Origin of the sequence: Streptomyces sp. NPDC002793, assembly GCF_040295485.1 — a bacterium.
GTDB lineage: Bacteria > Actinomycetota > Actinomycetes > Streptomycetales > Streptomycetaceae > Streptomyces.
Map to the genome: position 1 here is coordinate 83,246 of NZ_JBEOVL010000019.1, position 25,961 is coordinate 109,206.

Below are 25,961 nucleotides of genomic sequence, written 5' to 3' on the forward strand. Positions count from 1 at the left end.
TGGAAACGGGTGTTGAGGGCGGGACCTCGTCCTCCCTAATCTCCGGGGCGTGGCTAATGTGAGCTCGGATAAGTACGAGGACAGCGGTGTGACCCGCCGCGTCCTGCTGGCGGGTCCTCGATCCTTCTGCGCGGGTGTCGAGCGGGCCATCGAGATCGTCGAGCGGGCGCTGGAGTCCCGCGGCGCACCTGTCTACGTCCGTAAACAGATCGTGCACAACGTCACCGTCGTCGACGACCTCGCCGAGCGCGGTGCGGTGTTCGTCGACGAACTGGACGAGGTGCCGGACGACTCGACGGTGGTGTTCTCCGCGCACGGGGTCTCACCCGCGGTGCGTGAGGAGGCGGACCGGCGTGGTCTCGACGTGATCGACGGAACCTGTCCCCTGGTCGCCAAGGTGCACGCCGAGGCGCGTCGCTTCGCCGCCCGGGGTGACACCGTCGTCCTCGTCGGACACGCGGGACACGAGGAGGTCGAGGGCACCCTCGGCGAGGCGCCCGAGTCCATGGTGCTGGTCCAGACGGCCGAGGAGGCACGCGCACTGACCGGAGCCGACGGGCGGAACGTGTCATACCTGACCCAGACCACGCTGGCCGTCGATGAGACCGCGGAGGTCGTCGGCGCTCTGCGGGAGAGATTCCCACTGCTCCAGGAACCACCGTCCGACGACATCTGTTACGCCACCACCAACCGGCAGGCCGCACTCAAGGCGATCGTCGCGGAGTCGGACCTCGTCCTGGTCGTCGGCTCGGAGAACTCCTCCAACTCGGTCCGCCTGGTGGAGATGGCGCGTCGCGAGGACACTCGCGCCGAGCTGATCGACCGTGCCGCCGACATCCGGCCGGAGTGGCTTCAGGGCGTACGGACGGTAGGGCTCACGGCCGGCGCCTCGGCGCCGCCCGCCCTGGTGACGGAGGTCGTGACCTGGTTGGAAGCCCTGGGTCCTGTCAGCGTCGAAGAACGCGAGATCACCCGCGAGAACATACATTTCGACCTTCCCTCGGCGGTGCGTGGCGACACGCGGCGGCCGGCGGACGGCCGACCCAGCTGAGCGAGGAGAGCCGTGTCATTCTCTGTGCTCGGCCGTATCACCGGCCCCGAGGACCTCAAGAGACTGCGTCCGGAACAACTGCCCACATTGGCGAGTGAGATCAGGGGGTTCCTGGTCGAGAAGGTCTGCGCGGCCGGCGGACACCTCGGCCCGAACCTCGGCGTGGTGGAACTGACCATCGCGCTGCATCGGGTGTTCGACTCCCCCACGGACCGGATGGTGTTCGACACCGGACACCAGTCCTACGTCCACAAGATGCTCACCGGCCGACAGACCGCATTCGACTCACTGCGCGTGGCCGGGGGCCTGTCCGGCTATCCGTTCCGCGAGGAGTCCGAGCACGATCTCGTGGAGAACTCGCACGCCTCCACAGCCCTGTCCTACGCGGACGGCCTGGCCAAGGCACAGCGGCTGCTCGGCGAGGACCACCGCCGCGTGGTCGCGGTCACCGGCGACGGCGCGCTGACCGGTGGCATGGCCTGGGAGGCCATGAACAACCTCGGCCGCGGCGCCGGTCCCGTGGTGGTCGTCCTCAACGACAACGGCCGCTCCTACGACCCCACGGTCGGTGGGCTGGCCGAGCATCTGACCGCCCTGCGTGCCGGTCGGCACCCTGGGCCCAACCTCTTCGAGACCATCGGCTTCACCTACATAGGCCCGGTGGACGGGCACGACATCGCCGCCGTCGAGCAGGCGTTCCGCCGGGCGACGGAACTGAGCGGTCCGGTCGTGGTGCACTGCGTCACCGAGAAGGGCCGGGGATACGCCCACGCCGAGAACGACGAGGCCGACCGCATGCACGGTATCGGTGTCATCGATTCCGCGACGGGCCGGTCGCGGGGCGGCTCGTCGCCGTCGTGGACCGGCACGTTCGGCGGTGAGATGGAACGCGTCGGTGAAGCGCGGCCCGACGTCGTGGCGCTGACCGCCGCGATGCTGCGACCGGTCGGTCTGCACCGGTTCTCCCAGCGCTTCCCCGACCGGGTGTTCGACGTCGGCATCGCGGAGCAGCACGCGGTCACCAGCGCCGCGGGAATGGCCATGGGCGGCCTGCACCCGGTGGTCTGTCTGTACGCCACCTTCCTCAACCGGGCGGTGGACCAGATCATGATGGACGTCGCCCTGCACGAACTGCCGGTGACCTTCGTCCTGGACCGCGCGGGCGTCACCGGTCCCGACGGACCCAGCCACCACGGCATGTGGGACCTCGCCCTGCTGGGGACGGTGCCGGGCATGCGTGTCGCCTCGCCGCGCGATCCCGCACGCCTCACGGAACTGCTGGACGAGGCGCTGGACACGCGCGACGGCCCCACGGCACTGCGCTTCCCGAAGGGAGGGGCCGGCCCGGAGATCCCCGCCCTGAACCGTATGGAGGGCGTGGACATCCTGCACCGCACCCGGTCCCGGCCGCTGGACGTCCTGCTCGTCAGCACCGGTGTGCTCGCGGGGACGGCGCTGCGCGCGGCGGAGCTGCTGGCCGAGGAGGGTATCGGTGTCACGGTCGTCGACCCCCGCTGGGTCCTGCCGGTCAATCCTGTCCTGACCCATCTGGCCGCCCGGCACCGGCTGACCCTCTCGATCGAGGACGGGGTACGTGCGGGCGGCGTGGGCGCGGCCCTGGCCCAGGCGTGCGCCGACGCCCGGGTACCCACGCCGGTGCATGCTCTGGGGCTGCCCCGCGCGTTCCTCGACCACGGTGATCGAGCGGACATCCTCGCCGAACACGGTCTCAGCGCGCGGTCCGTCGCCGACACCGCGCTCGCCCTCCACAACGCCACGGCGACATCACACGCACCCGCATCTCGTCGGGAGAGGACACCACGGTGACCCAGGTAGCGCTCGGAATGCCCGCTTTGCCGCCCATCACGCTTTCCGACCGCCGTAAGACCCGCCAGTTGGGGGTCGGAGCGGTCGGGGTGGGCAGCGACCACCCCGTCTCGGTGCAGTCGATGACCACGACCGTCACGGCCGACATCAACGCCACCCTGCAGCAGATAGCCGAACTCACGGCCGCCGGCTGCGACATCGTCCGCGTCGCCTGCCCGAGCGCGGACGACGCCGAGGCGTTGCCCGCGATCGCCCGGAAGTCGAAGATCCCTGTCATCGCCGACATCCACTTCCAGCCCAAGTACGTCTTCGCCGCCATCGAGGCCGGCTGCGCCGCGGTACGTGTCAATCCCGGCAACATCAAGAAGTTCGACGACCAGGTGGGTGCGATCGCCCGGGCGGCCAAGGACCACGGCACCCCGATCCGTATCGGGGTGAACGCCGGGTCACTGGACGCACGACTGATGCGCAAGTACGGGAAGGCCACCCCGGAGGCGCTGGCCGAGTCCGCGCTGTGGGAGGCGTCGCTCTTCGCCGAGCACGACTTCCACGAACTGAAGATCTCGGTCAAGCACAACGACCCCGTGGTCATGATCCGCGCCTACGAGATCCTCGCCGAGCAGTGCGACTACCCGCTGCACCTGGGCGTCACCGAGGCGGGGCCGGCGTTCCAGGGCACCGTCAAGTCCTCTGTGGCCTTCGGCGCGCTGCTGCGCCAGGGCATCGGTGACACCATCCGCGTCTCCCTCTCGGCGCCGCCGGTGGAGGAGGTCAAGGTCGGTTCCCAGATCCTCCAGTCGCTCAATCTGCGACCCCGCAAGCTGGAGATCGTCTCCTGCCCCTCGTGCGGCCGGGCGCAGGTGGACGTCTACAAGCTCGCCGAGGAGGTGACCGCCGGCCTGGAGGGCATGGAGGTACCCCTGCGGGTGGCCGTCATGGGTTGTGTGGTGAACGGTCCCGGGGAGGCGCGCGAGGCCGACCTCGGAGTGGCGTCCGGCAACGGCAAGGGTCAGATCTTCGTCAAGGGTGAGGTCATCAAGACCGTCCCGGAGTCGAAGATCGTGGAGACCCTCATCGAGGAGGCCATGAACCTCGCCGAGACGATGGAGCGGGAAGCGGGAGGCTCCGTCACGGTCGTCGCCGGCTGAATGAGGGATTCCCCCTGGAGGAACAGAAACAGGTAGATCACTCGGCTCCCCGAAGTGGACCCCAGTAAGGTCATTGACGTCGCCTTTCCGACTGCCAATGACCATATCGGGCCACTTTCGGGGAGTTTTGACGTGACCGCAGTACATCGATTGACGCTAAACGGGCCCCGGACGCGGACTTCGCTACGGGTAACGGAGATTTGGCAGCGCCGGAGCGGCTTCCGTCGCACCTCCCCCAGCGGCCCGCACGCCCGGCCCTGTTGTCGATCCCCCCTGGCCACCCCCACTTTCCGGCCACACTGAGCGGACGAGGCCGCGCAAAAAGAGGAAAGCGAAAAACAAAACCGATTCGGGCAGCCCCGCACCCGAATCGGGCAGGAACGAATGCTCCAGATGCCGCGCTGCTTATTTCCTGGAGGCTTGCCATGATCACCAACACCAGAACCGCCGAAACCGCGATACGTCCGGTGAGAACACTGGTCCGCGCACCGGATCCTCTGACGCATTCGGCGGTCAGCAGTCAGCTCGGCGCCGCGCCGAACATTGAAGTCGTCACGGTGGACCACCCCGGTCCCGCAGACGTGGCTGTGGTCGTCACCGAGCGCATGACGGTGGAAGTGACCTCGCTACTGCGCAAGTTCAAGAACTCCTTACGCATACCGGTCGTGCTCATCCCGTCGGAGATCGACCGTGCCGACCTGCTGACCGCGGTGGAGTGCAACGTGGTCGCGGTACTGCCGCGGGCCGCCGCCACCAGCAGCCGCATCGAGGAGGCGGTGCTGACCGCGGCGGCCGGCGGGGGCGTGCTCCCCGCGAAGCTGCTGGGCGAACTGCTCCGGCAGTTCGAGCGGATGCAGCGTGAGGTCCTCTCACCGCACGGCCTGCACACCTCCGGGCTGACCCCCCGGGAGATCGACGTGCTGCGCCTGATGTCGGAGGGCCTGGACACCGCCGAGATAGCCGTCCGCATGTGCCTGTCCGAACGGGCTGTCAAACGGGTCGTCTTCGGGGTCACCCAACGCCTGAATCTCCGCAACCGGCCTCACGCGGTGGCGTACGCCCTACGCAGCGGCGTCATCTGACCGGGGGCCGACGCCCGCACGGGGCGTCGGCCCGGTCCCGGAACCCGTGGTCGAGGATCCCCTCGGAGCCCCGGTGACGGCCGTCTGAGCGCGAAAGGCCCACGGCGGCCGTCCCTCCCGGCGCATCGTCCTGCGCAACAGCACCATGTAGACGATGTCCAGAGCCACGTAGGTCGGCACGAGCACCTGAAGCAGGTGGTGGGAGGGGTAGACCACGACGGCCGTCAGCCCGGCGAAGAGCGACCCCACGGTCTTCGCGACGGCGATGTACATCGACTGTCCCGCACTGGACCCGCGCCTCCTGAGCAGGTAGATGAACGAGGCGCTCAGCGGTACCTGGATGATCATTCCGGTGTACATGCCGTCGAGGTCGTGGAACTCGTTCGCACCGACCATGACCACCACCGACGCCCACACCAGCACACCGGCGAGCGTCCACCGGAAGACCCGCGCCGACAGGGTGGGGTGATCGCGCGGCCCGTACCTCAGTGCCTGGTACAGCAGGACGACGTTGAACACGAGCCAGAGGAAGTTGATCTGTCGCTGGGTCGGCGTCTGCTCCAGAAGGAAGGTCAGACTGAACTCCCAGGCGATGTTGACCGCCACCAGGTAGGCGGGGATTCCCACGCGCCCGTCCCGGGCCCCCTGCCGGATCGCCAGGACGTACGTCACCATCCAGCCCAGCGCGGTCGGCCCGGCGACGGCCGCGAACAGCGCGTCCGGGACATCGGCCGCCCCCACCGAGACCGGTGGGACCTCCGACATCGGGATAAGGAAGGGGGGCAACCAGGCCATGGGGATTCCTCGTGGGTCGGAGCACGGGACGGGCGGGACGGACGGGCGGCACGGACGGGCGGGCGGGAGACGGGTCAGAGACTGGGCACGACGGGCTCCAGGCCGAAGTACGACCCGCCGTACAGCTCGTGACCGACGTGCACGTTGAGCATCGCGTGGCGGGCCGCGGTGTTGGCGTCCCGCCAGTACTGCTGCAAACGGTTCGACTCGGCGAAGGACGCCGCACCGTGCGCCCACAGCAGTTCGTCCAGCGCGGTGGTCACCAGGGCGACCGCCTGTCCGACGTCGCCGCGGATGCGCAGGAGTTCGCTCTCCGGGAGCGCGACGGCCCCTTGGGCCGCCTCGTCGAGCACGGTCGCGGCCCGGTTCACGTGCATCTCGGCGGCGTCGATCGACAGAGCCGTCCTGCCGAGCGAGGACACGAAGGTCCGTGAGTCGGTCTGGCGGGTGTAGCTGGTGGGCGCGATGCCCCGGGTGGGCGCCTTCTCCACGACGAAGGCGCGGGCCGCCTGGCCGGCGCCGAGCACCACGGACGCGCAGACGACGGCCATGGCCGCGATCGCCGCGGTGCGGAACAGCGGCGGCAGGCTGTCGTCGGTGGTGTTCTCCCGCCCGCGCTGCAACTCGGCGGGGATCACCCGGTGCTCGGGGACGAACGCGTCCCGGAGCACGACGGTGTGGCTGCCGGTGGCGCGCATACCGACGGTGTGCCAGGTGTCCTCGATCGTCAGATCCGCGACGGGCACCAGCACGGACAACCCGCCGACGGGCTCTCCGTCGGCACCCAGCTCCCGGGCGACCAGGATCGCCCAGTCGTCATGCAGGATGCCGGTGCCGTAGGGCCAGGTGCCCGAGAGCAGATAGCCGCCGTCGGTGCGCACCGCGGTGCCCGCGGCCGCGAAGATCGACGCCAGCTTGGCGCCGGGATCGTCCCCGAACACCTCGTCCCGCGCCGCCTGCGGGAACTTCGCGGCGAGCAGGTTGGAGCCGTTGATGTTGTTGACCACCCACGAGGTGGACGGGCAGTAGTGGGAGAGGGCCTTGGCGACCTCGCTCATCGTCCGGACGTCGGCCTCGAGGCCGCCGTAGGCCTTGGCCGTCCAGATCATGGCGAGCTGCGACTGGTCGATGGCCCGGACCGTGGCGTCGGGCAGCCGCCGCTCCCGCTCCCCCTCGGCGACGCCGTCCGCGAAGACCGGCCCGAATTTGTGGACCCTGTCCACCAGTTCGGTCCGCAGTTCCGTCGGGTCCGTTCGGATGTTCGTCATGGTCACCATTCCGGGCTTTCGGTGATGAGATGGGTGAAGTCGAAGTAGTCCCGCCAGGCACTGATCCGGCCGGCCCGCAGCTCGAAGGCCCCCATCACCTTCAGGTTCAGGGCGAGGTGGGTGCCGTCGACGCGGAGCATGTTCTCCACACGCTCGGTCAGGACGACTCCCCCGGCCGTGGCCAGGTGCCGGAACTTCACCTCCAGCCGCGCGAAGTCGGGTGGCAGGAGCCGGACGATCTCCGCCTTGCCCCGGCACACCGGGGAGCCGGGGTTCTCCCACACGCAGTCGTCGGTCAGGTAGCGGTCCACGGCCGCCCGGACATCTGCCGGGGCCGGCCCCATCGACGTCAGGAAGTCGTGGACGAGACGCTCGCCGTCGGTGGCAGGCATGGTCATCTCCCGTCGTCCGTGGCGTCGGACCGGCCGAGTACACGGTCGAACGCCGCACCGAGCTCCTGGTCGGCGTGGCGGCTCCCCCGGGCACTGCGCCAGGCCACGTGCTGGTCCGGCCGCACCAGGACGGCGCCGTCGTCGTCGATACCCCGCACCGCGGCCCAGGCGCCCTCGGCGTCCCAGTGGCCCACCCCATCGGGCTCGTTGTCGATGGGCACCACGGTGAGCTCCACCCCGTGGGTGCTCGCGGCCTTCTTCGCCGCGGACGCCCATGCCTCGCCCAGCGGCCCGGTGATCAGCACGAAGCCGCCGTCACCACCGACCAGGTCGTGCGTGGAGACCCTGGTGTCGCCGCGCCTCAGCCATGCGTGCGGCAGCCGGTGCCCCGGCCGGGTCGTCGGCCGGTAGACCGCGCCGTACGGGTCCCGGGGCGGCGGCTGGGTGCCGTCCGGGAGCACCGCACCGGCCTCGTAGTGGTGACCGAGCTCGATGTCGTGTGCCTGGTACTCGATGCGCTGGGTGCCGAACACCTCCCGCACCACGGAGCGCCGGGTCTCGCCCATCGGTGTGTCCTTCAGCAGTTCGCTGATATTGGCCTCGGTGGCCGCCGGTTTCCCGTGCGCCATGCCGAGGGCCGCGAACAGGAGGCCGTAGTTGAGCAGACAGCCCATCGCCCAGTCCACGTTCCGCCGGGCGACGGGCAGCCGCTCCGCCTCGTAGGAGTCGAGCAGCGCGTCGCCGGCCCGGCCGTCGAGCACGGCCCTGAGCTTCCAGGCGAGATTGTGGGCGTCCTGGATCGCGGTGTTCAGGCCGCCGCCGGCGGCGGGGGGCTGCCGGTGCGCGGCATCGCCCGCGAGGAGGACACGGCCGGACCGGAACGACCGGGCCACCACCGCCTCCGGCCGGTACTCGCTCACATGGTGGATCCGTACGCCGAGGTCCTCCGGCAGCTTCAGCAGCCCCCGCACCCGGGTCGTGATCGCCTCCGCCTCGAGGTCGCCCGCGGTCGTGCCCGGCGGTACCCGGAAGTGCAGTGCCCACTCCTCGGACGCCGAGCCCCAGTCGGGCCCCGACGCGACGAGTACCGAGACCTCGCCGTCGAGACCGAAGATGTGGGTCATCAGCACCGAGTCGCTCCACCAGCGGGAGAGGTCCGCGCTGAAGTGGACCGAGATGATGGTGAACCCGCCGCCGGCCCCGTCCATCGGGATGCCGAGCGAAGGCCCGACACTCCTGCCGCCGTCGGTGCCCACCAGGTACCGGGCCCGGACGGTGCCCACCTCACCGGTGACCCGGTCGGTCACCCGCGCCCGGACCCCGTTCTCGTCCTGGGTGAACTCCTCCATCTGATGGTTGAACAGCAGGCTGGTGGGTGCCCGTCGCTCCGCGTGCCGGCGCAGCAGTGGTTCGAGCCGGTGCTGCGGGAGGTTGGTCGAGGGTCCCGTGCTGTCGGCGGCGTAGGGGCCGGCGGTGCTGCCGCCGCCGAAGGCGTCCATCCGGTGCAGCTCCCGCCCGTCCGCCGGGCCGTCGCCGCCCAGGGAGGTGCGCCAGGCCACCTCGCTCATGTTCGGCAGCGGGCAGCTGATCCGGTAGACGTCGTCGGCGATGCCGTGCTGCCGGAAGATCTCCATGGTGCGTTGGTTCAGATAGTGCGCCCTGGGCAGGACGGACGTCGACTCGCGGCGCTCCACCACCAGGTGGCGCACCCCCGCGTCGGACAGGAAGACCGACGCGGCGAGTCCACAGCCGCCACCGCCGACCAGGAGAACAGGCACTTCTATGTCAAACATCGCTTTCCCTCTGAGCTGCGGACGGACTGCTGGCCGAGCGGGTCACCCGTCGTGGGCCGACGTGTTCTCGTGCACGGCGATGGCCGAGGCCGGGCACCGCGAGGCGGCTTCCCGGACCTGTGCGTGCTCGTGGACCGGCGGCATCGCGTCGAGCAGCGTCACCCTGCCGTCCTCGTCGTTCTGGTCGAAGACCGCCGGCGCGTACAGCGCGCAGTTCCCGATGGAGCGGCATCTGCTGTCGTCCACCTCGATCTTCACGGTCGTCTCCCTCCCGCCGCGGGTCACCAGGTGACCGGCAGGGCGTTCAGGCCGAAGACCAACGCGTTGGTGCGGTAGTCCAGTTCCTCGTGCGGGACCGCCGAGCGCAGCGTGGGGAACCTGGTGAACAGGGCCGGCAGGGCGACGCGGAGTTCCATGCGCGCCAGTTGCTGGCCCAGGCACTGGTGCGGGCCGAAGCCGAAGGTGAGGTGGCGGTGCGGGGTCCGGCGGACGTCCAGGCTGTCCAGGTCCGCGTCGTCCCCGTCGATCGTGCCGGGGTCCCGGTTGGCGGCCAGTACGGACGCCACGACGTGCTCACCCTCCTTGATCTCCTGGTCGCGCACGCAGATGTTCCCGGCCGCCTGCCGCGGCAGGACGGTGGCAGGGGCGGTGTACCGCAGCAGTTCCTCGACCGCGCCGTCGGTCACCGAGGGGTCGTCGCGCACCGCAGCGAGCTGCTCAGGGTGCTGGAACAGCAGGGCGACGCTCGCCGAGAGGGTGTTGGCGATCGTCTCGTGCCCGGCGATGAGCAGCATGTTGCCGATGCCGGCCAGCTCCTCGTCGCTCAGCTGGTCGCCGAAGTCACTCACCACGCGCCCCAGTACGTTGTCGCCCGGGTCCTTCCGGTGCTGCGCCACGAGCCCGGCCATGTAGGCCATCATCTCGGCGGCCTTCTCCATCTGGCTCTCGCGGCTCTGGCTGAAGTCCAGCGCGAGAGCGGTACGGCGCTGGAACCCTTCGCGGTCGCTGTAGGGCACCCCCAGCAGGTCGCAGATGACGAGCGTCGGGATCGGGGTGCTGAAGACCTGCACCAGGTCGGCGCCCGGACCCGCCTCCTCCAGCGCGTCCAGTGCGGAATCGACGGCGGCCTCGATGCCGGGCCTCAGCTCGCGCGCCCGCTTGGTGGTGAACGACGCGGTCAGCATGCGCCGCAGCCGGGTGTGTTCGGGGCCGTCGTAGCCCAGCAGGTTGCCCGGCTGGTGCGGCATGGAGCCGCCCATGCGCAGCAGGTCGTCCGCCAGCACGTTCTTGACGTCGTCGTAACGGGTGACGACCACCGCGTCGAACTCGCCCAGCATCGGGCTGGGCACCTTGACGCGGCTCAGCTCGTCGTCCTTCTGCGCGTCGTACAGCTCGGCGACGGGGGCGAACGGGCATCCGGCGGCCCGTCCGCCGATGGGGATGGTAGTCGGCTCGGTCATGGGGCGACCTTTCTGGTCTGGGGAGGAAGGCGTTCGAGGGGTGGCCGGGGCCACCGGGACGGAGGAGGGGAGGAGGCGCTCGCCGAGCCGGGCCGCCGCTCGGAGAGCGCGTCGCGACACTCGGCGTGAGGGGGTGTGGTCTCCCCTCTACAGCCGCCTGCCGACCACGAACCCGGCGATCTCCTGGAAGTCGCGGCGCACGTCGTCGGGGATGTCGACGGCGGACAGGCACTCCTTCGCCGCGGTGATCCGGCGGTCCGCCTCGTCGCGCGCCCAGTCCCGTCCGCCCGCCCGTTCCACGAGCTCGGTGACCCGTCGGACATCGGATTCGGTCAGCGGTTCCGGGCGGAAGTACAGGGCACGCAGCTCATCCGTTCCGGGCGAGTCGAGCGCGGCCACCACGGGCAGGGACTTCTTGCGGACCCGCAGATCGGCCCCTACCTGCTTCCCCGTACGCTCCGGGTCGCCCCAGATGCCCAGCAGGTCGTCGACGAGCTGGAAGGCGAGACCGACGTGTTCGCCGAAGGCGCCGAGCCGCTCGACCATGTTCCGTTCGGCGCCCAGCAGATCGGCGCCCAGCGCGCAGGCGCTTCCGAGCAGGGCGCCGGTCTTGTCGCCGGCCATGCGCACACACTCGGCGAGGGTCACGTCCTCGCGCCGTTCGAACTCGGCGTCGGAGGACTGGCCGTCGATCATCCGCTGGGTCGCGGTCATCAGCGCCAGGGTGGCGGACCGGGCGCCCGCACCCGGCGCGTTCATCAGTACGGACGTCGCCGCGGTGACCATGGCGTCACCGGCCAGGATGGCGCCCGGCACTCCGAAGAGGGTCCACGCCGTCGCCCGGCCCCGCCGGGTCTCGTCGCCGTCCATGATGTCGTCGTGCAGCAAGGAGAAGTTGTGCACCAGTTCGACGGCCACCGCGGCGGGCAGGCCGTCCGCGGCGGCGCCGCCGGCCGCCCTGGCCGACAGCAGCGCCAGGGTGGGGCGGATCATCTTGCCGCCCCAGGTTCCGGTGGGGCGGCCCTCGGCGTCCGCCCAGCCGAAGTGGTAGTGCGCGATCCTGCTCATCTCCGGACCCAGGTGCACATCCACGGCGTCGCGCAGGGCGGGTTCGAGCAAGGTGCGGCCGGTGTCGAGGACGGCGGTCAGGCTTCGGATCGTCGTCGTCATGAAGTCCACCGGCCGTCCGCTCGTTGGAGGGGGAACCGGGGCCCGGTTCGGTACCGGCCCCGTCCCGGACGGTCCGGGAGCACGCTGGCGTGTCGCATGGTGCACCTTCGCTGTCGGCTGGTGATGGTCAAGGAGTGGGAAGGTCGGGCGAGATCGTCCGCCCGGCAGGACTCCGCAGGGTCCGCCGCAGTACCTCGGGGGAGGTGACGAGCGTGCGGGGCGGAGCCAGCAGGAAGAGGACGTCACGGTTGGCTCCGCACACGACCGGGTCGTGGGGCACGTGAGCGCGCACGCGGGCCAGGTACCGGTTCAGCAGCCGGGCGACGGGCCCGGACCGCACCGCGTTGCCCGTGACGCCCGGCATCGGGCTGTCGGCGCCCGTCGCCACCTCCCACGCCCAACGGGAGGAGCGCAGTACCGTCTGTTGCAGGGCGTTGGCGGAGAGGGCCCGGTCCCCGGCCAGCGCCTTTCCGAGGGCGAGCGCGTTCAGGGCGGCGACGGACAGGCCCTGTCCGTAGACGGGGTTGAGTGCGCAGAAGGCGTCCCCGACGACGAGCAGTCCCCTGTGGTCCCGTCCCAGGCGGTCGTAGCGGCGGCGCCGGTTGGAGGTGTGCCGGTAGCCCACGGGCCGGCCGACCGGCCGCGCCGAGCTGAGCCACTTGTGCGGGGCGGAGTGGGGCAGTCGGCCGGCGAAGTCGACGAAGTCCTCGGTGGCGCCGGGCGGTGCCTGGTCGCGCGGCCCGGACAGGGTGACCATCCAGCGGTCGCCCTCGGCGGGCAGGATGATCGCGCCGAGGGGCTGGTCGGCGTCGGGCACGATGTAGAAGCCGCTGAGGTCCTCGGGCAGGTCATCGGCGTGGAAGACGCAGGTGGAGTACGCCCGCCCGGTCTCCACGAGTTCCTCGGCCGGCACCGGGGCGTCCATGTCGGCCAGCCAGCCCGGGGTACGGCTGCTGCGGCCGGTCGCGTCCACCACGAGGTCGGCCTCGATCTCCAGCCGGGTGTGCGGGTCGCCGTCCCGGTCCCGGACCGCGACGCCGGTGATGTGACCTGGACGGCCGAGCAGGCCGGTCACCTCCACGCCTGTGCGGACGTCGATGCGGGAGTCGTCCAGGACGCGTCGACGGATGTGGTGCTCCAGCAGCGGGCGGGACGGGGTCATGATGGGCTGGGACGGGTTGCGGCGGGAGACCCACTGCCCCCCTTGCCAGACTCCGAGGTCCCCGGGTATCGCGAGCCGCGGCGCCCCGGAGTCCTCGATGGCGGACAGCAGACCGGGCAGCAGTTCGTCGAGGGCGCGCATGCCGCTGGTGAGCAGGACATGGGTGTGGCGGGACTGCGGCACACCGGCGCGGGGCCCCGGGGTGTCCTCGTACCGGTCACGTTCGATTATCGTCACCCGTTCCGCGTGGTCGGCCAGGACGTGTGCGGCCAGCAGCCCCGCGACGCTGCCTCCCATCACCACCACGTGTCCCTGCCCGGACCGGCCGGAGCGTACGGGCGGTGCGGGCAGCGGTCGGCTGTCGGTGAGGTCCTCGGTGTCCGGCCCCCGTCGCGACGCGGCGGGCACCCGGTCGGCGCCGGCCGGTCCGTCCTCGGAGGTGTCGTCCAGCCGGGCGGCCAGGAAGCGCAGTCCGGAGGTCTCGGCCGAGCCCGGCAGGTCGCCGAGCATGTGACTGACCAGTTCCAGGTGGGTGAGCCGCCACCGGCGTACGGCGTCGCCCAGTTCGGTCAGCCGCCGGACGTCGGACGGGGTGCGGTCCTCATCACCACGTCTCGTCAACTTCTTCACCAGGCCGAACATTTCGTGGAACTGTTTCGACTGGAGCCCGCTCGCCGTGCCGAACCGGTCCCGGAAGAGCATGAAGTCCTCCCGGGGCAGCGTGTGGCGCAGCAGCGTCAGCTGTCCCTCCAGGGAGTCCACCAGCCGCGTCGCCCGCTCCACGCGCCGGTCGTGGCACTGCCGTTCGCACCGGTCGGCGTCGATGTGCCGCAGGTCGACCAGGACCTGGCTGAGCAGGGTCTCGGATGCCTGGTGCACGACGATGAAGAGCCGTTCACTGTCACTGAGGTCCTGCTGTCCGACCGGTGTCAGCGGGCGCTGCAGGGCGAGCAGTTCGTCGAGGTGCAGATATGTCGCGTAGTTCGGGGAGGTCATCGGCCCAGCTCCTAGGATTCGGTCCGCGCTATACCAGGCGCCCCGGCACGGTGAGATCGGTCAGCGCGTCCCTGTGGACGCCGGGCGGGAGGACCTCCAGCGCCTTCCCGGCCGTCTCCCCGTAACGGTGCGACACCTCTCGCGCCGCCGGCACGCCGTCGTGGTCGTGGACCAGTTGGGCCATGGCCTCGTAGCGTTCCTCGACCGGTACGGCTGTGTCGGCGAGCAGTCGCTCGATGCGTCGGCGCTTCGCCGCGGGAGCACGTTCGTGGGCGAGCAGTACGGGGAGGGTGGGCCGGCCGTTGCGGACGTCGGAGACGTTCGGCTTGCCCGCCCGTGTGCCGTCGTAGGCCATGAGGTCGTCGCGGATCTGGTAGGCGATGCCCAGTCGGTCGCTGTACTGGCTGAGTGCCCGCAGGGCCGTGTCGTCCGCGCCGCCCAGCGTGGCGCCGACGCCGCAGGCCATCCACAGGAGGGCACCGCTCTTGTCCGCGATCATGCTGAGATAGCCGTCGACGGAGCAGATCTCACGGCTCATCCGGATCTCCCGGATGGCCGCGTCCCCGATGCGCAGGCCCGCTTTGGAGAGCACCACCAGCGCTTGCGCCACCCGTTCCGGGGGCGCGCCGGCCTCCTGGCACTCGGCGAGAGCGGCGAAGCCGTGGAAGAACAGGCCGTCCCCCCCGACGATCGCCGTCGGCTGCCCGTACACGGTGTGGGCCGCGGGCTTGCTGCGCCGCTCTCCGTCGTCGTCGATGATGTCGTCGTGCATCATCGCTCCGACCTGGATACACTCCACGGCCACCGCGGCGGGCAGGACGGTCACTATGTCGCCACCCACCGCCAGGCTGGAGTGGGTCACCAGCCAGGGCCCCATCATTTTCCCGAAAGGCACCAGTCCGTAGCGAACTATTTCGTCGAGGCCCGAAACGTCGTCCGGCCACCGGCCCTCGACCTCGGCCCCCACAATCGCTGCCAGTTCGCGATCCGCGACCTGAGGCACATCCATGTCGGTCATGCACACGACGTTAGGCACGCCGTATCCGGCTGTCGTCAACGCTGTTCCGCATGGGCCCGAGTGGGACCGCACTCTGGCATCTTCGGCCCCGGCGGACCGGGCGCCGCGGCTCTCAGACCGTGGGTCGTGTGAGCCGTCCGCTCAGGCTGGCCGCGGCCAGCTCGACCCGTGAACGGTAGCCGGTGCGTGCGAACAGGCGAGTCAGGTAGTTCTCCACGGTCTTCTCACTGAGCTGCAGACGCAACGCGATCTGCCGGTTGGTCAGGCCCTCTCCGATCAGCTCGATGATCCGCTGTTCGGTGACGGCCAGGGCGTCACGCCGGCCGCGGGCGCGCGGGGCCGGAACGCCGCGTTCACGGGTGACCACGCGGACGCGTTCGAGGAGCGCCGACGCACCGCACCGCGTGGCCAGGGTGTGGGCCTCGCGCAGCCAGGGCCGCGGATCCTCGGCGAACCGGGCGACGGCGAGGCAGGATTCCAGCAGTGCGGGCAGATCCCCCCTCGCGCGCGTCATGTCGATGGCTGCCCGGGCGTGCCCCAGGTCCCGCATGACCAGGCCGCGCGCCAGCAGCAGGGTCTCCCGCTCGTCCGCACGGCCCTCCTGCGGCAGGAGTTCGACCTCCGCCAGCAGCTCCGCCGCGCCTTCGTGGTCATCACTCAGCACCGCGATCCGCACCGCACGTGACAACAGGAAGGACAGACCCGCTCCCAGCCCGGCCCGGCGCAGTCTCGGTCCGGCGAGCAGCGCCACCCGCACCGCCTGGCCGTCGTCGCCCGTCCTGGCTGCCAGCCCGACGCGCACCCAGGTCCGCATCACCGCGAACCTGCGAACCGGCGCCGCCACGGCCATCCACTCGTTGGCCTGCGCGAACTCGCCGCGGGCGGCACAGATGTCCGCGGCGAGCAGGCGTGCCGCGTGGTGGGCCAGTGTGTCCTCGGTACCGGACAGTTCGAGTTCCCGGACCGCGGACATGGCCTGCGCCCAGTCGGCGTCGGCGTAGCCGCGCACCACCCGGTGGTAGGCGCCGAGCACGCCGGTCACCGGCACCTGGTAGTCGGCGCCGATCACCAGTCTGGCCACATCAGCCATGTCGGCGACCGACGCGGCCTGGTGCAACCGGTCCAGCTCCGGGGAGGGCGCGGTGCCGCCCGAGCTCCACCAGGCACGCTCGCAGGCGTCGACGTCACCGCAGAGTGCGGCACTGAGCATGTCCGTCCGCCCGGCCCTCGCCCCGGCGCGCACCGCGGCCGGGGGCACCGGCTGACGCGCGCCGGGAGCGAGACGGCGGCCGAACCACCACTCCGAGAAGGCTGTGGGCCCGCGGCCCGGGAACGGTGCGTCCAGCAGCGCCCGTACGGCACGCTCGGCGGGCGGCTCGCCGGTGTGCAGGGCGACGAGGACGGCGGCGAGCCGGATCTCCTTCAGGGACTTCTCGGCGCAGCCGTGCTCCGCATACCGGGTCAGCACCTCGCGCAGCAGCTCGTACCGGCCTGTCCGGACGACCAGGACGAGGAGTCTGCACAGCACATGGGCGTGTTCGGGCCCCTTCGGCGGCAGGCGGCGCAGGGCTGCCGAGTACCACAGGACGGCGCGCTCGGGCTCCTCCTGCTCGGCGGCGGAGCTCATGTCGAGCAGTCGGCCGACCATGTCGTCGTCGAGCGCCACGGCCGCTCCGCCGTGCGCGATGTGGTCGGCGAGGGCCGCGGGGTCGACGCCCCCCTGTTCGCGCTGCCGGGCCAGCAACCGCTCGGCGATCGACGCGTGCAGCGCGATGCCCTGGCGGGCGCCGAAGCGGCCAGCCGCGGTGGCCGCCAGGGCGGGGCACAGGCAGGAGATCCGGCCCGCCGGGTCGGCCGTCAGCACCCCCGCCTCGATCAGCAGGTCGAGCAGCCGGCCGCAGTCGACCGGCTCGGCCCCGAGGATCTCGGCGAGCAGTGGCAGGTCGTCCATGTCGAGGCCGTCCAGGACCGCGACCGTGCCCATGAGCCGGACCGCGGGATCACCCAGCGCGGCCGCACGGCGCAGGAGCGGGTGGTCGGCCGGCAGTGCGACGGGTTCCGACGGCGAGCTCAGGCACAGCCGGCCGCGGAAGGCGATGAGCCGACCGCCTCCGCGCAGCTCCTCGAGGGTGCCTAGGACGGTGCCGGGGTTGCCCAACAGCGGTCCCAGCGCCGTGCGCAGGGCGGTCGGCACCGCCTCGTCCAGGCGGGCACCCAGTGCGCGACGGGCCAGGGACTCCGCGACGTCGTCGGCCAGCGGACCGATCGTCATCATCTGGTCGGCGTCGGTCAGCAGCTCCGCGAGGCCCGCGCCGCGTTCGGCGCCCTCCTCACAGGTCGCCACGACCAGGCAGCCGGACCGGCGGGCCGCGCTCAGCACGAGGGCGGGTTCGGCCACCGCGTGCACGTCGTCGGCGAGGACCGCGACGCGTTCCTGCCGGCCGAGGGTGTCGAACAGGCTGCCCAGCGCGGCGACCATGGACGGCGTCCATCCACCGCTGTCCTGGCCACCCGCGTCATGCAGGTGGGCCACCGCACTGAGCGCCTCGGCCAGCCCGGTCTCCTGCAACTCCTCGAACCGCTCGCGCACGGCGCGCAGCAGCGCGGCGAGGGCGAACGTGTCGCCGCCACCGTCCGGACCGGTGCCCAGCCGCAGCGGAAGGACCCGCACCCCGTCCGCCGTCAGCAGCCGGCCCACCGCGTCCAGCAGTGTGGTCCTTCCGATTCCGGCCGGTCCGTCGAGGACGATCAGGCGTCCGCCGTCGTACGCCAGCGCTGTGCGCAGTGCTGTCAGTTCATGGTCCCTGCCCCGCACCACGGCACGCGCTCGGCCCACTTGCCCGCTCCTCCTGTGACGCCTCGCGCGGCTGCGGCCCACAGGCCGCCTGATCCGGTCACCATGACCAACTCCGACCGGTTAAAGCCTTGTTGACACACACCACAATCAGCAACGCCCTCCGATCATATACTTTTCAGCCGCCTGCCGGCCGGGCGCTGCGGGCATACTGGAAGCATGATCGACAATTGGCGCCGTGCGCCCGACACGGCCTCGTCGGCACAGGCGCCGTTCGGCCGTGACGCTGTCGTGGCGAAGGTCGTCGACCTGGCCGCCTCACCGGACTCGGCACCGCTCGTCCTGGTCACCGGCCCCATCGGCATGGGACGCAGTTCGTTACTGACCGCGGTCCGCGACGAGTTGACCGCGCGGGGGCTCACCCCCCTGTCCCTCCGGGTCGCGCGCAACGAGCGCGACCGCCCCTACTCCTTGGTCTCCCGGCTCTCCGCCGAAGTGGCCGTCCTCCACCGGGGCGGTGACGTCCGGCGTGCAGCGAAGATTTCGGCCACGGCGCCGCTCGCGGAGGCCGGCCGACAGGTCGCCGCCGAGCTCCGCTCGGCACTCACCACGGGCGACAAACTGACGGTGCTCATCGACGACGCGCACTGGACCGACCCCGGCTCCCGCGCCGTACTGCTGTCTCTCGTCCGTGTGCTGGCGGGGGGCCCGGTCACGTTCGTCTGCACGGTGCGCCCGTCACCGGCCGACCCGGCGGGCGACCGGGCCGCGGTGGAGCAGTTGCGGGCCGCCTCCCTCGCCGAGGTGGTGCCGCTGCGTCCACTGCGCGAGCGGGAGATCAGTGCCCTGATCGCCCGGAGACTGCAGGCCAGGCCCACGGCAGCGCTGCTCTCCTACCTGCAACGGGAGTGCCGCGGCAGACCCGCCGCCGTGCTCGCCGCCCTGGCCGGGCACCAGCGCACCGGAGGACTCTACGTGTTCGACCGGCACGTTTACCTCACCTCGCCGGACCGGCCGCCCGAACTGCCCGTCGACCTGCCGCCGATCGAGTACCTGCGCAGGCTGGGCGCTCCGGTCTGGCCGGTGGCCAAGGCGGCGGCGGTACTCCTCCCGCTGGGCGGAGCGGCCGTCGGGCTGATCGCCGAAGCGGTGAACCGGAACGAGGAAGAGGTGCGAGGCGCGCTGTCGGAGCTGTGCGCCGAAGGTGTGCTCCGGCAGGAACCGGAAGAGGGGCACTGGAGGTTCCGGCTCCCGCTGCTCACCTCCGCCCTGACCGGCTGCCTCGGCCCCTACGAGCGGCGCAGACTCGCCCAGTTGGCCGTCACCGCCATCTGGGCGGGCGACGCCGCGGCCGACGACCGGTACATGGCCGAGCAACTCGTGGTGGCGGGACGGTTCGTGGACTCCCGGCGGGCGGCCGGTGAACTGCTCACCCGGGGCACCGCCGCCATGCTGGACGACGGATACTCCGCGGAGCGCTGGCTGCGCGCCGCCGTCGAGCTGATGACCGAACCGCGACAACGCGCTCAGGCACTGGTCAGGCACGCTGCCACCTGCTGCGTCCATCTGCGGTTCACCGAAGCCATCGACAGCGCGTGGAAAGTGCTGTCCGAGTACGCCCATCTCATCAGCTCCCAGTCGCTGTTCGAGACGGAGATGGCCTACGTCGTCGCGCTGGCCGGAACCCTGGACACGGCGGCGCTCACCGAGTTCTGCGACAACGACTGGCGCTCCCTGCCGGGCGGGGAGTTGCACCGCGTCCTGACCCGCCATGTCGCACTGTGCCACCTGGACCGGTGGCGGGAAGCGGACGAACACCTGGCGTCCCAACAGCGCGTCCTGCAGGAGGACAACGATGTCGCAGCCTGGGGTCTGCTCATCAGCGAGTGCGTCGGGGCGTACTTGGGCCGGACCGGGCCGTTCGACCGCGCCGTGGCCGATCCACCGGACTGGCCCCTGTGGACGTCGGGAGCACGGTACCGCTTCGAGCGGTTGCGACAGCTGACCCGCACACTGCTGGCCTTCGGCGAGCGGGACCGCGCGGACCGCCTGCTGACAGCTCACGAACTGCCCGCCGGATACCGGACGGTGCCCGACCAGGTCGTGGCCGACAGCCAGAGCGGGCGCTGGGACCATGCCCTCGATCTGGCGCGGCTGGGCCTGGCCACCGGACTCTCCGTCGGCTACATGCCCAGCCACACCCTGGTGACCCGGGAGACGAGCATCATCCTCGGTGCGCGCGGCCGGCTCACCGAGGCCCGCTCGGTGATCGAGCGGGCACGCTCCGTACAGCCCGTGATGCTCCATCTGCTGGCTGGGCCGGAATCACTCCTGGACGAGGCCCTGGGCGCCGCCGAACGCGCCCGCCGCGTCGTCGCCCGCGGTCTGGAGCAGGCTGTCGAGCGAGGCCTGGTGGTCGGCACGGACGTCCTGTGGCTGAGGATGGCCGAGCTGGAACTGGCCCGCGGCGACCTGCCCGCGGCACAGGGGTGCGTGGACGAGACGCGCAGGACGGCCGAGCTGATCGGCACCGGCCTGGCCCGGGTGTGCCACCTGCTCGCCACCGCGACGGTGCACCACGACCGCGCCGCCGCGGCGGCGGCGGTCCAGCTCGCCCGGCAGCGCGGCCAGCCGCTGGAACTGGCCGACACGATGGCCGTGGTGGTCCGTCACGACATGGCCGACGCCCGGCTGCTGCACGAGGCGTACGCACTGTACGGCGGCCTGGGCGCGCTGTTGCGCAGGGCACAGCTGCGCAACCTGATGCGCGAGCGTGGCGTCACCGTGCCGCACAGGGGCGTCGTCATCGCGGAGAACGAGCGGCTGCTGGCCACCTTGGTGACCGAGGGCCTGACCAACCGCGAACTCGCCGCCGTGCTGGGCAGCAGCGAGAAGAGTGTGGAAGGCAGACTGGGCAGGCTCTTCAAGCGGACCGGCTACCGTTCCCGCGTCGAGCTCGCCTCGGCGATGCTGACGGACGAGTACCGCCCCTGAACCGGGCGGACACGGTTCACCCGCCGGGTGCTGCCGCTCGGCCGTCGAGGCTCGCCCGCAGCACTGTCCCGTCGCCGTACCGGACGTTGAGCATCTCAGCGACAGGACGCTGCTCGCCGGCGGCTCCGGTACTCGACGGGGAGGGTTACCCGGTGGGCGCCGTCTCGGTCTCCGCGCTCACCTTCCTGGTCGGCCCCGAGGAGTTGCGCGCCTTCGCCCCCGCGGTGCGGCAGGCGGCCTCCGACGTGGCCAGGCGTCTCTGAACGGGCCGGTGCGGGAAGCGAGTGCGCGGCTGGGGCCCGGATCGGTTCAGGCGGGCCGGGCCACCGGATCGCCCTGCCGGGCGGCTCGGCGGACGTGGTGCCGGTGGGTGAGCAGGAAGACGACCAGCCCGAGCAGCGTCATGGCGGCGCCGGCCAGGGCAAGCGCGGGGTAGTGGGGGGCGCGATCAAGGGCCAGGCCTCCGACCGCCGACCCCAGGGCGACGCCTCCGTTGAACGACGCCGCGGCGAGCGCGGAGACCAGGGCTGACGCGGTGCCGGCGATGTGCAGGACGTAGGACTGCAGCGGGGGCACCATGCCGAAGCCCGCGCCGCCGAGCAGCACCAGGAGAACCAGCACGGCGGGCAGCACGGAGCCCAGCGCCCACAGGGCCAGCAGCCCGGCGATCAGTGTGCCGAGGATGACGATGACCGTGCGGGACACCGAGCGGTCGGCGTAGCGGCCGCCGAGGGTGTTGCCGGCGATCAGGCCCGCTCCGAACAGGAGCAGCAGCCAGGTGACGGATCCGGCGGACACGCCGGTGACGGTGGTGAGGTACGGGGCGATGTAGGTGTACACGACGAACAGGCCGCCGTAGCTGAGCGCGATGGCGAGGAACGCGGCCCACAGCGCCCCGCTGCGCAGGACCGTGAACCCCCGGTCCTCGCCCGCTCCGTCGCCGCCCGCAGGGGTGCCGGGCAGCAGGACCCACATGGCGAGCGCTCCGACGGCGGCGAGGCCCGAGACGACCCAGAAGGCCGACTCCCAGCCGGCCGCGCGCCCGACGAGGTTGCCGATGGGGACGCCGATCACGTTGGAGACGGTGAATCCGGTGAAGACCACGGCAATGGCCATGGCGCGCCGGTTGGGTTCGACCATGCCGCCGGCGATGGTGATGGCGATGCCGAGGAAGCCGCCCAGCATCGCTCCGGCGAGGGCACGTGAGAGGGACACCACGAGCAGGCTTCCGGTGAGGGCGGTGACGGCGTTGGCGATCATGAAGACGAGAGCCAGGGCCGTCACGAGGGGCTTGCGTGGAAGGCGGAGCGTGGCGGCGGCGACGAGCGGGCCGCCGAGCATCGCACCGAGCGCGAAGCTGGTGGTCACCCAGCCCGCCCGGGACACCGAGACCCCGAGATCGTCGCTGATGAGGGGCAGCAGACCGTTGGGGACGAGTTCGGCGGTTCCCAGGGCGAAGGCGGTCAGGGCGAGGGCGAGGAGGGGTGGAGGCATGCTCCCGATCGTGGGATACACGCAGGTCAGCTACCAGATCCCGTTCTTTGCGCCCCTCAGGAAGGGTGGCACCGACAGGGATATGGTCGCGTCCGGTCCCACCGCATACGGTTGATATATGAATGATCCCGGTGATCTGGCCGTTTTCCTCCGGGCCAAGCGTGCCGCCCTCCCGCCGGAAGCGACCCCCATGAACGGGTTCGGCGTCCGCCGACGGGTGCCCGGACTGCGGCGGGAGGAGGTCGCACAGCTGGCCGGGGTCAGCGTCACGTATTACACACGCCTGGAGCAGGGCCACAGCCGCCGCGCCTCCGACGAGGTCCTGCTCGCCCTGGCCCGGGCGTTGCAGCTGTCCGTCACCGAGACGGAACACCTGCTGGACCTGGCGCGGACCAGACGCACCCCCGCCGCGGGCACCGACCCCGCCCCGGAGAGCGTCAGCCCGAACGCACGGACCCTGCTCTCTCTCGTCGCCGCGCGCCCCGCGGTCGTCCTCGGCCGGCGCAACGACGTCCTGGCCTGGAACGGATCCGGGCACGCGCTGGTCGCCCCGCACCTGCCCGCCGACGCCCCCGACCACCCGGACACCCGGCCCTCCCTGCCCCGCCTCCTCTTCCTCGACCCCCAGGCCCGCGCCCTGTACCGGGACTGGAGCCAGGAAGCCGCGGACTACGTCGCCTACCTGCGGCTGATCAGCGGGAAGTACCCGGAGGACGAGGCCCTTACCCGCATGGTCGGCGAGCTGTGCGTCCGTGACGACGCTTTCGCCGCCCTGTGGGCATCGGGGCGCGTGGGCGAATGCGTCGCCGGCACCAAACGCATGATCCATCCCCGGGCCGGCGAGATCACCGTCGACTTCCAGCTCTGGGCCCAGGCGGACCGGCCCGATCAGCGCATCGAGATCTACTCGCTGCGTGACGACCCCGACGGGACGCGCACCTGCGCGCTGCTGGGCGCCCCCGCCCGGCACCCGCTCAGGCAGCGGGCCCCGGAGGCAGGTGGACGGTCATGATCAGGTGGCACGGCTCGGTGCCGGCTCCGCGGTAGGTGTGGGCGGCGTCACCGTCGAAGGCGGCGGTCTCTCCCGCGTCGACCGGGTGCTCGGCACCGTCGACGACGAGGATCATCCGGCCTGAGGTGACGCTGACGGTTTCGACGACCCCTGCCTGGTGGGGATGGCTGGGGTACTCCTCGCCCGGCTGGAGCCGCCAGCGCCAGACCTCGGTGGGGGCCGGGCCAGAGGTCGTCAGCATGAGCCGGGCTTCACTGCCCTGCTCGCCGGTCCACAGCGGCGTCACCGCGTCGCCGGACACGACTCTCACACGGCCCTCCGCCCGGCCTTCCAGGAGGGCTGACACGGATACGCCCAGCGTGTCGGCGAGCCGGACGAGGGTCGCGAAGTTCGGGTTTCCCTGTGCCTTCTCCAGGACGACCAGAGCACCCTTGCTGACCTTGGCGCGTCTGCCCAGTTCGTCCAGGGACAGCCCGGCCCGGGTGCGGGCCGCCCTGACGTTGCGCGCGAGGGTCCGCAGGGCCGCGTCCGTCTCATCCATCTGCTCACCATCCTCATCGATGGACCACTGGAATGCACCCTGCGGTCGTTCGGTTGACAGAGCCCGGTCGGTTCGTTGTACGTTTCAGTCGTTCCACCGAATACTAAAGGATGTGCCGTGATCGCTCTGCTGCTGGCCCTGGGCAGCTCCCTCGCCTACGGCTGCGCCGACTTCCTCGGCGGCCTCGGCGCCCGCAGGGCCCATGTGCTGCGCACCGTGATGATCGCGGCCCCGGCCTCACTCGCGGTCGAACTGATGCTGTGGCCGGTACTCGGCGCCTCGTTCGACGCCGGCGCCGTCGGCTGGGGCGCAGCGTCCGGCATCGCCTCGGCCGCCGCCTTCGCCCTGCTCTACCGCACCCTGGCGATCGGACCGATGAACGTGCTCTCGCCCGTGACCGCGCTGGTGTCCGCCGTGCTTCCGGTCGGGGTGGGTCTGCTGCAGGGAGAGCACCTGGGCCTCGTCGGACTGATGGGGCTGCCGCTCGCCCTGGCCGCGGTGGTGATGGTCAGCGCCGGTCACGGCGCGGGGAAGGCGCGGCCTTCGCGCGCCGCTCTGCTGCTGGCCCTCGGCGCCGGCGCCGCGATCGCGCTCCAGCTGGTCTTCCTGCATCAGGCGCCGTCCGACAGCGGCGTGGCCCCGTTGATCGTGGGGCGGGCGGTCTCCTCGGCCGTCACCCTGGCCGCGGCGGGGCTCATGTACCGGAAGCTGGGATCCGAGCGGCCCGCGTACGCGGTGTCGGCCGCCGCGGGTGTGCTGGACTCGGTGGCGAATCTGCTGTTCCTCATGGCCGCCCGCAGCGGCGACCTCGCCGTCGTCGCCGTGATCACCGCCCTCTATCCGGCGGGCACCGTGCTGCTGGCGCGCAGCGTGCTGGGCGAACGCGTCCACCGCGGCCAGCTGGTCGGGCTCGGCACCGCCGCCGTCGCCGTCAGCCTGCTCGCTCTGGCCTGAGTCCGTGGTCCGGCCCGTCGGCCGCTCGAAAGGGGGGAAGCCGTCGGCGCCGGTCTCGTCCAGGACCTCCTGGCCCCTGCGCGTCCGGAAGCCCCGGCCCACAAGCCCGCACCCCCACCCGGAGAAGGAGTCCTCCGCACATGACCACCACCTTCCGTCTCGCCCCCGCCGTCGCCGAGGCATTCCCCGACACCCTCATCGCCCTGGTCACCGCCACCGGCCTCCGTGGCCGCGAGCCGTGGCCCGGCACCACCACCGCGCTCCAGGAGCTGGAGCGGCAACTCGCCGACGGCACCTGGCAGCCGGCGGACGAGACCGACCCGCGGATCGAGGCCTGGCACACCGCCTACCGCTCGTTCGGCACCAACCCGCGCCGCGTCCGTCCCAGTGTCGACGCGCTCGGCCGCCGCCTCGCGAAGAAGGGGGCCCTGCCGCGCATCAATCCGGCCGTCGACTCGTACAACGCCGTCTCCGTCCGCCACGGCCTGCCGGCCGGGGCCTTCGACCTCGATCGTGTCGCGGGGGACGTCGGCATCCGGTACGCGGACGGCAGCGAGGAGTTCACCCCGCTCGGCGAACCCGGCACCGTCGAGCACCCCGGGCCGGGCGAGATCGTCTACGCGGACACCGCCGGCGTCCTGACCCGCCACTGGAACCACCGCGACGCCCACCGCACACGCGTCACCGAGGACTCCACCCGCATCGTCTTCGCCCTCGAGACCCTCCACGCCACCCGTGACGGCCGGCTCCTCGAAGACGCGGCACTGGAGCTGCGGGGACTGCTCGGAGCTCACGCCGAGCAGACCGCCGTCCACCACCTGGGCCCGGGCCGCCCGCCGGTCACCGTCTGACTGCCGGCCCCCGGGCCCCTCGTCGCCGCAGCCCGTGAAATCACTCATCCGGGTGCCCTGTCGCCGTTATACCCCGGGGCCACTCCCCGTCGTGATCAAGATGTCGTACGTCGGGTTGGGGCCGGGCGGCCGAAGACGGAGCCGCGCACGCCCACGTCC

The 25,961-nt window shown here is 71.5% G+C and carries 21 protein-coding genes; 9 read left to right on the forward strand and 12 right to left on the reverse strand.

Annotated elements, in window-relative coordinates; genetic code table 11:
- Window positions 1–49 precede the first annotated feature (49 nt).
- From ABT001_RS20340 to ABT001_RS20355, 4 genes are all read left to right on the forward strand, one after another.
- A complete protein-coding gene (locus tag ABT001_RS20340; protein ID WP_351279276.1) occupies window positions 50–1,051 on the forward strand; it encodes a 4-hydroxy-3-methylbut-2-enyl diphosphate reductase in 1,002 nt (333 codons plus the stop codon).
- A 12-nt stretch (window positions 1,052–1,063) separates the two neighbouring features.
- A complete protein-coding gene (locus tag ABT001_RS20345) occupies window positions 1,064–2,878 on the forward strand; it encodes a 1-deoxy-D-xylulose-5-phosphate synthase (protein WP_351279279.1) in 1,815 nt (604 codons plus the stop codon).
- The gene (gene ispG, locus ABT001_RS20350) at window positions 2,875–4,026 is read left to right on the forward strand and encodes a flavodoxin-dependent (E)-4-hydroxy-3-methylbut-2-enyl-diphosphate synthase (RefSeq protein ID WP_351279281.1); all 1,152 of its coding nucleotides are present in this window, start codon (window positions 2,875–2,877) and stop codon (window positions 4,024–4,026) included. Before ABT001_RS20345 ends, ispG begins: the two co-directional genes overlap by 4 nt.
- Window positions 4,027–4,451: 425 nt before the next feature.
- A complete protein-coding gene (locus ABT001_RS20355; RefSeq protein WP_351279284.1) occupies window positions 4,452–5,108 on the forward strand; it encodes a helix-turn-helix transcriptional regulator in 657 nt (218 codons plus the stop codon).
- On the opposite strand, the gene ABT001_RS20360 is transcribed toward ABT001_RS20355, so the two are convergent.
- The 10 genes from ABT001_RS20360 to ABT001_RS20405 form a co-directional block, all read right to left on the reverse strand.
- Complete coding sequence (locus ABT001_RS20360) at window positions 5,088–5,903, reverse strand: transmembrane-type terpene cyclase (RefSeq protein WP_351279286.1); 816 nt, start codon at window positions 5,901–5,903, stop codon at window positions 5,088–5,090. The genes ABT001_RS20355 and ABT001_RS20360 overlap by 21 nt on opposite strands.
- A 74-nt stretch (window positions 5,904–5,977) precedes the next feature.
- Window positions 5,978–7,171, reverse strand: coding sequence for an acyl-CoA dehydrogenase family protein (locus ABT001_RS20365; RefSeq protein ID WP_351279288.1), 1,194 nt, complete (start codon window positions 7,169–7,171; stop codon window positions 5,978–5,980).
- Window positions 7,172–7,173: 2 nt separating this feature from the next.
- Window positions 7,174–7,563, reverse strand: coding sequence for a limonene-1,2-epoxide hydrolase family protein (locus ABT001_RS20370; RefSeq protein ID WP_351279291.1), 390 nt, complete (start codon window positions 7,561–7,563; stop codon window positions 7,174–7,176).
- Window positions 7,564–7,565: 2 nt separating this feature from the next.
- Complete coding sequence (locus ABT001_RS20375; RefSeq protein WP_351279293.1) at window positions 7,566–9,356, reverse strand: FAD-dependent monooxygenase; 1,791 nt, start codon at window positions 9,354–9,356, stop codon at window positions 7,566–7,568.
- 42 nt (window positions 9,357–9,398) lie between these two features.
- Window positions 9,399–9,614, reverse strand: a complete 216-nt coding sequence (locus ABT001_RS20380; protein WP_351279296.1) for a ferredoxin — start codon at window positions 9,612–9,614, stop codon at window positions 9,399–9,401.
- Window positions 9,615–9,637: 23 nt separating this feature from the next.
- Window positions 9,638–10,816: a cytochrome P450 gene (locus ABT001_RS20385; RefSeq protein WP_351279298.1), complete on the reverse strand. Its 1,179-nt coding sequence runs from the start codon at window positions 10,814–10,816 to the stop codon at window positions 9,638–9,640.
- Between the two features lie 147 nt (window positions 10,817–10,963).
- Window positions 10,964–11,986, reverse strand: coding sequence for a polyprenyl synthetase family protein (locus tag ABT001_RS20390; protein WP_351279301.1), 1,023 nt, complete (start codon window positions 11,984–11,986; stop codon window positions 10,964–10,966).
- A 127-nt stretch (window positions 11,987–12,113) separates the two neighbouring features.
- Entirely contained in the window at window positions 12,114–14,144 is a 2,031-nt protein-coding gene (locus tag ABT001_RS20395; RefSeq protein ID WP_351279304.1) for a tryptophan 2,3-dioxygenase family protein, read from the reverse strand.
- Window positions 14,145–14,172: 28 nt separating this feature from the next.
- Complete coding sequence (locus ABT001_RS20400) at window positions 14,173–15,162, reverse strand: polyprenyl synthetase family protein (protein ID WP_351279306.1); 990 nt, start codon at window positions 15,160–15,162, stop codon at window positions 14,173–14,175.
- Window positions 15,163–15,274: 112 nt separating this feature from the next.
- Window positions 15,275–17,998, reverse strand: coding sequence for a helix-turn-helix transcriptional regulator (locus ABT001_RS20405; RefSeq protein WP_351279309.1), 2,724 nt, complete (start codon window positions 17,996–17,998; stop codon window positions 15,275–15,277).
- Between the two features lie 177 nt (window positions 17,999–18,175).
- Between ABT001_RS20405 and ABT001_RS20410 the strand changes: the two genes are divergently transcribed.
- Window positions 18,176–20,950, forward strand: a complete 2,775-nt coding sequence (locus ABT001_RS20410; RefSeq protein ID WP_351279311.1) for an AAA family ATPase — start codon at window positions 18,176–18,178, stop codon at window positions 20,948–20,950.
- 86 nt (window positions 20,951–21,036) lie between these two features.
- A complete protein-coding gene (locus ABT001_RS20415) occupies window positions 21,037–21,213 on the forward strand; it encodes an IclR family transcriptional regulator domain-containing protein (protein ID WP_351279313.1) in 177 nt (58 codons plus the stop codon).
- Between the two features lie 46 nt (window positions 21,214–21,259).
- Here ABT001_RS20415 and ABT001_RS20420 read toward each other — a convergent pair whose 3' ends face one another.
- Window positions 21,260–22,444, reverse strand: coding sequence for an MFS transporter (locus ABT001_RS20420; RefSeq protein ID WP_351279316.1), 1,185 nt, complete (start codon window positions 22,442–22,444; stop codon window positions 21,260–21,262).
- A gap of 118 nt (window positions 22,445–22,562) precedes the next feature.
- On the opposite strand from ABT001_RS20420, the gene ABT001_RS20425 reads away from it, so the two are divergent.
- The gene (locus ABT001_RS20425; protein WP_351279319.1) at window positions 22,563–23,456 is read left to right on the forward strand and encodes a helix-turn-helix domain-containing protein; all 894 of its coding nucleotides are present in this window, start codon (window positions 22,563–22,565) and stop codon (window positions 23,454–23,456) included.
- Here the strand turns inward: ABT001_RS20425 and ABT001_RS20430 are convergent.
- On the reverse strand, window positions 23,419–23,997 hold the full coding sequence (locus ABT001_RS20430) for a helix-turn-helix domain-containing protein (protein ID WP_351279322.1): 579 nt from the start codon (window positions 23,995–23,997) through the stop codon (window positions 23,419–23,421). The genes ABT001_RS20425 and ABT001_RS20430 overlap by 38 nt on opposite strands.
- Before the next feature lie 117 nt (window positions 23,998–24,114).
- Between ABT001_RS20430 and ABT001_RS20435 the strand changes: the two genes are divergently transcribed.
- Both ABT001_RS20435 and ABT001_RS20440 read left to right on the forward strand, forming a co-directional pair.
- Window positions 24,115–24,951, forward strand: coding sequence for an EamA family transporter (locus ABT001_RS20435; protein WP_351279323.1), 837 nt, complete (start codon window positions 24,115–24,117; stop codon window positions 24,949–24,951).
- 140 nt (window positions 24,952–25,091) lie between these two features.
- Window positions 25,092–25,802 (forward strand): B3/B4 domain-containing protein, encoded by a 711-nt coding sequence (locus tag ABT001_RS20440; RefSeq protein ID WP_351279325.1) that lies wholly within the window; start codon window positions 25,092–25,094, stop codon window positions 25,800–25,802.
- The last annotated feature ends 159 nt before the right edge of the window (window positions 25,803–25,961 follow it).

Excerpts from the sequence above, each read along its gene's own strand:
- ABT001_RS20355 (WP_351279284.1), top strand. The coding sequence starts at position 4,452 with ATGATCACCAACACCAGAACCGCCGAAACCGCGATACGTCCGGTGAGA.
- ABT001_RS20360 (WP_351279286.1), bottom strand. The coding sequence starts at position 5,903 with ATGGCCTGGTTGCCCCCCTTCCTTATCCCGATGTCGGAGGTCCCACCG.
- ABT001_RS20365 (WP_351279288.1), bottom strand. The coding sequence starts at position 7,171 with ATGACGAACATCCGAACGGACCCGACGGAACTGCGGACCGAACTGGTG.
- ABT001_RS20370 (WP_351279291.1), bottom strand. The coding sequence starts at position 7,563 with ATGCCTGCCACCGACGGCGAGCGTCTCGTCCACGACTTCCTGACGTCG.
- ABT001_RS20375 (WP_351279293.1), bottom strand. The coding sequence starts at position 9,356 with ATGTTTGACATAGAAGTGCCTGTTCTCCTGGTCGGCGGTGGCGGCTGT.
- ABT001_RS20385 (WP_351279298.1), bottom strand. The coding sequence starts at position 10,816 with ATGACCGAGCCGACTACCATCCCCATCGGCGGACGGGCCGCCGGATGC.
- ABT001_RS20390 (WP_351279301.1), bottom strand. The coding sequence starts at position 11,986 with ATGACGACGACGATCCGAAGCCTGACCGCCGTCCTCGACACCGGCCGC.
- ABT001_RS20395 (WP_351279304.1), bottom strand. The coding sequence starts at position 14,144 with ATGACCTCCCCGAACTACGCGACATATCTGCACCTCGACGAACTGCTC.
- ABT001_RS20400 (WP_351279306.1), bottom strand. The coding sequence starts at position 15,162 with ATGACCGACATGGATGTGCCTCAGGTCGCGGATCGCGAACTGGCAGCG.
- ABT001_RS20410 (WP_351279311.1), top strand. The coding sequence starts at position 18,176 with ATGATCGACAATTGGCGCCGTGCGCCCGACACGGCCTCGTCGGCACAG.
- ABT001_RS20420 (WP_351279316.1), bottom strand. The coding sequence starts at position 22,444 with ATGCCTCCACCCCTCCTCGCCCTCGCCCTGACCGCCTTCGCCCTGGGA.
- ABT001_RS20425 (WP_351279319.1), top strand. The coding sequence starts at position 22,563 with ATGAATGATCCCGGTGATCTGGCCGTTTTCCTCCGGGCCAAGCGTGCC.
- ABT001_RS20430 (WP_351279322.1), bottom strand. The coding sequence starts at position 23,997 with ATGGATGAGACGGACGCGGCCCTGCGGACCCTCGCGCGCAACGTCAGG.
- ABT001_RS20440 (WP_351279325.1), top strand. The coding sequence starts at position 25,092 with ATGACCACCACCTTCCGTCTCGCCCCCGCCGTCGCCGAGGCATTCCCC.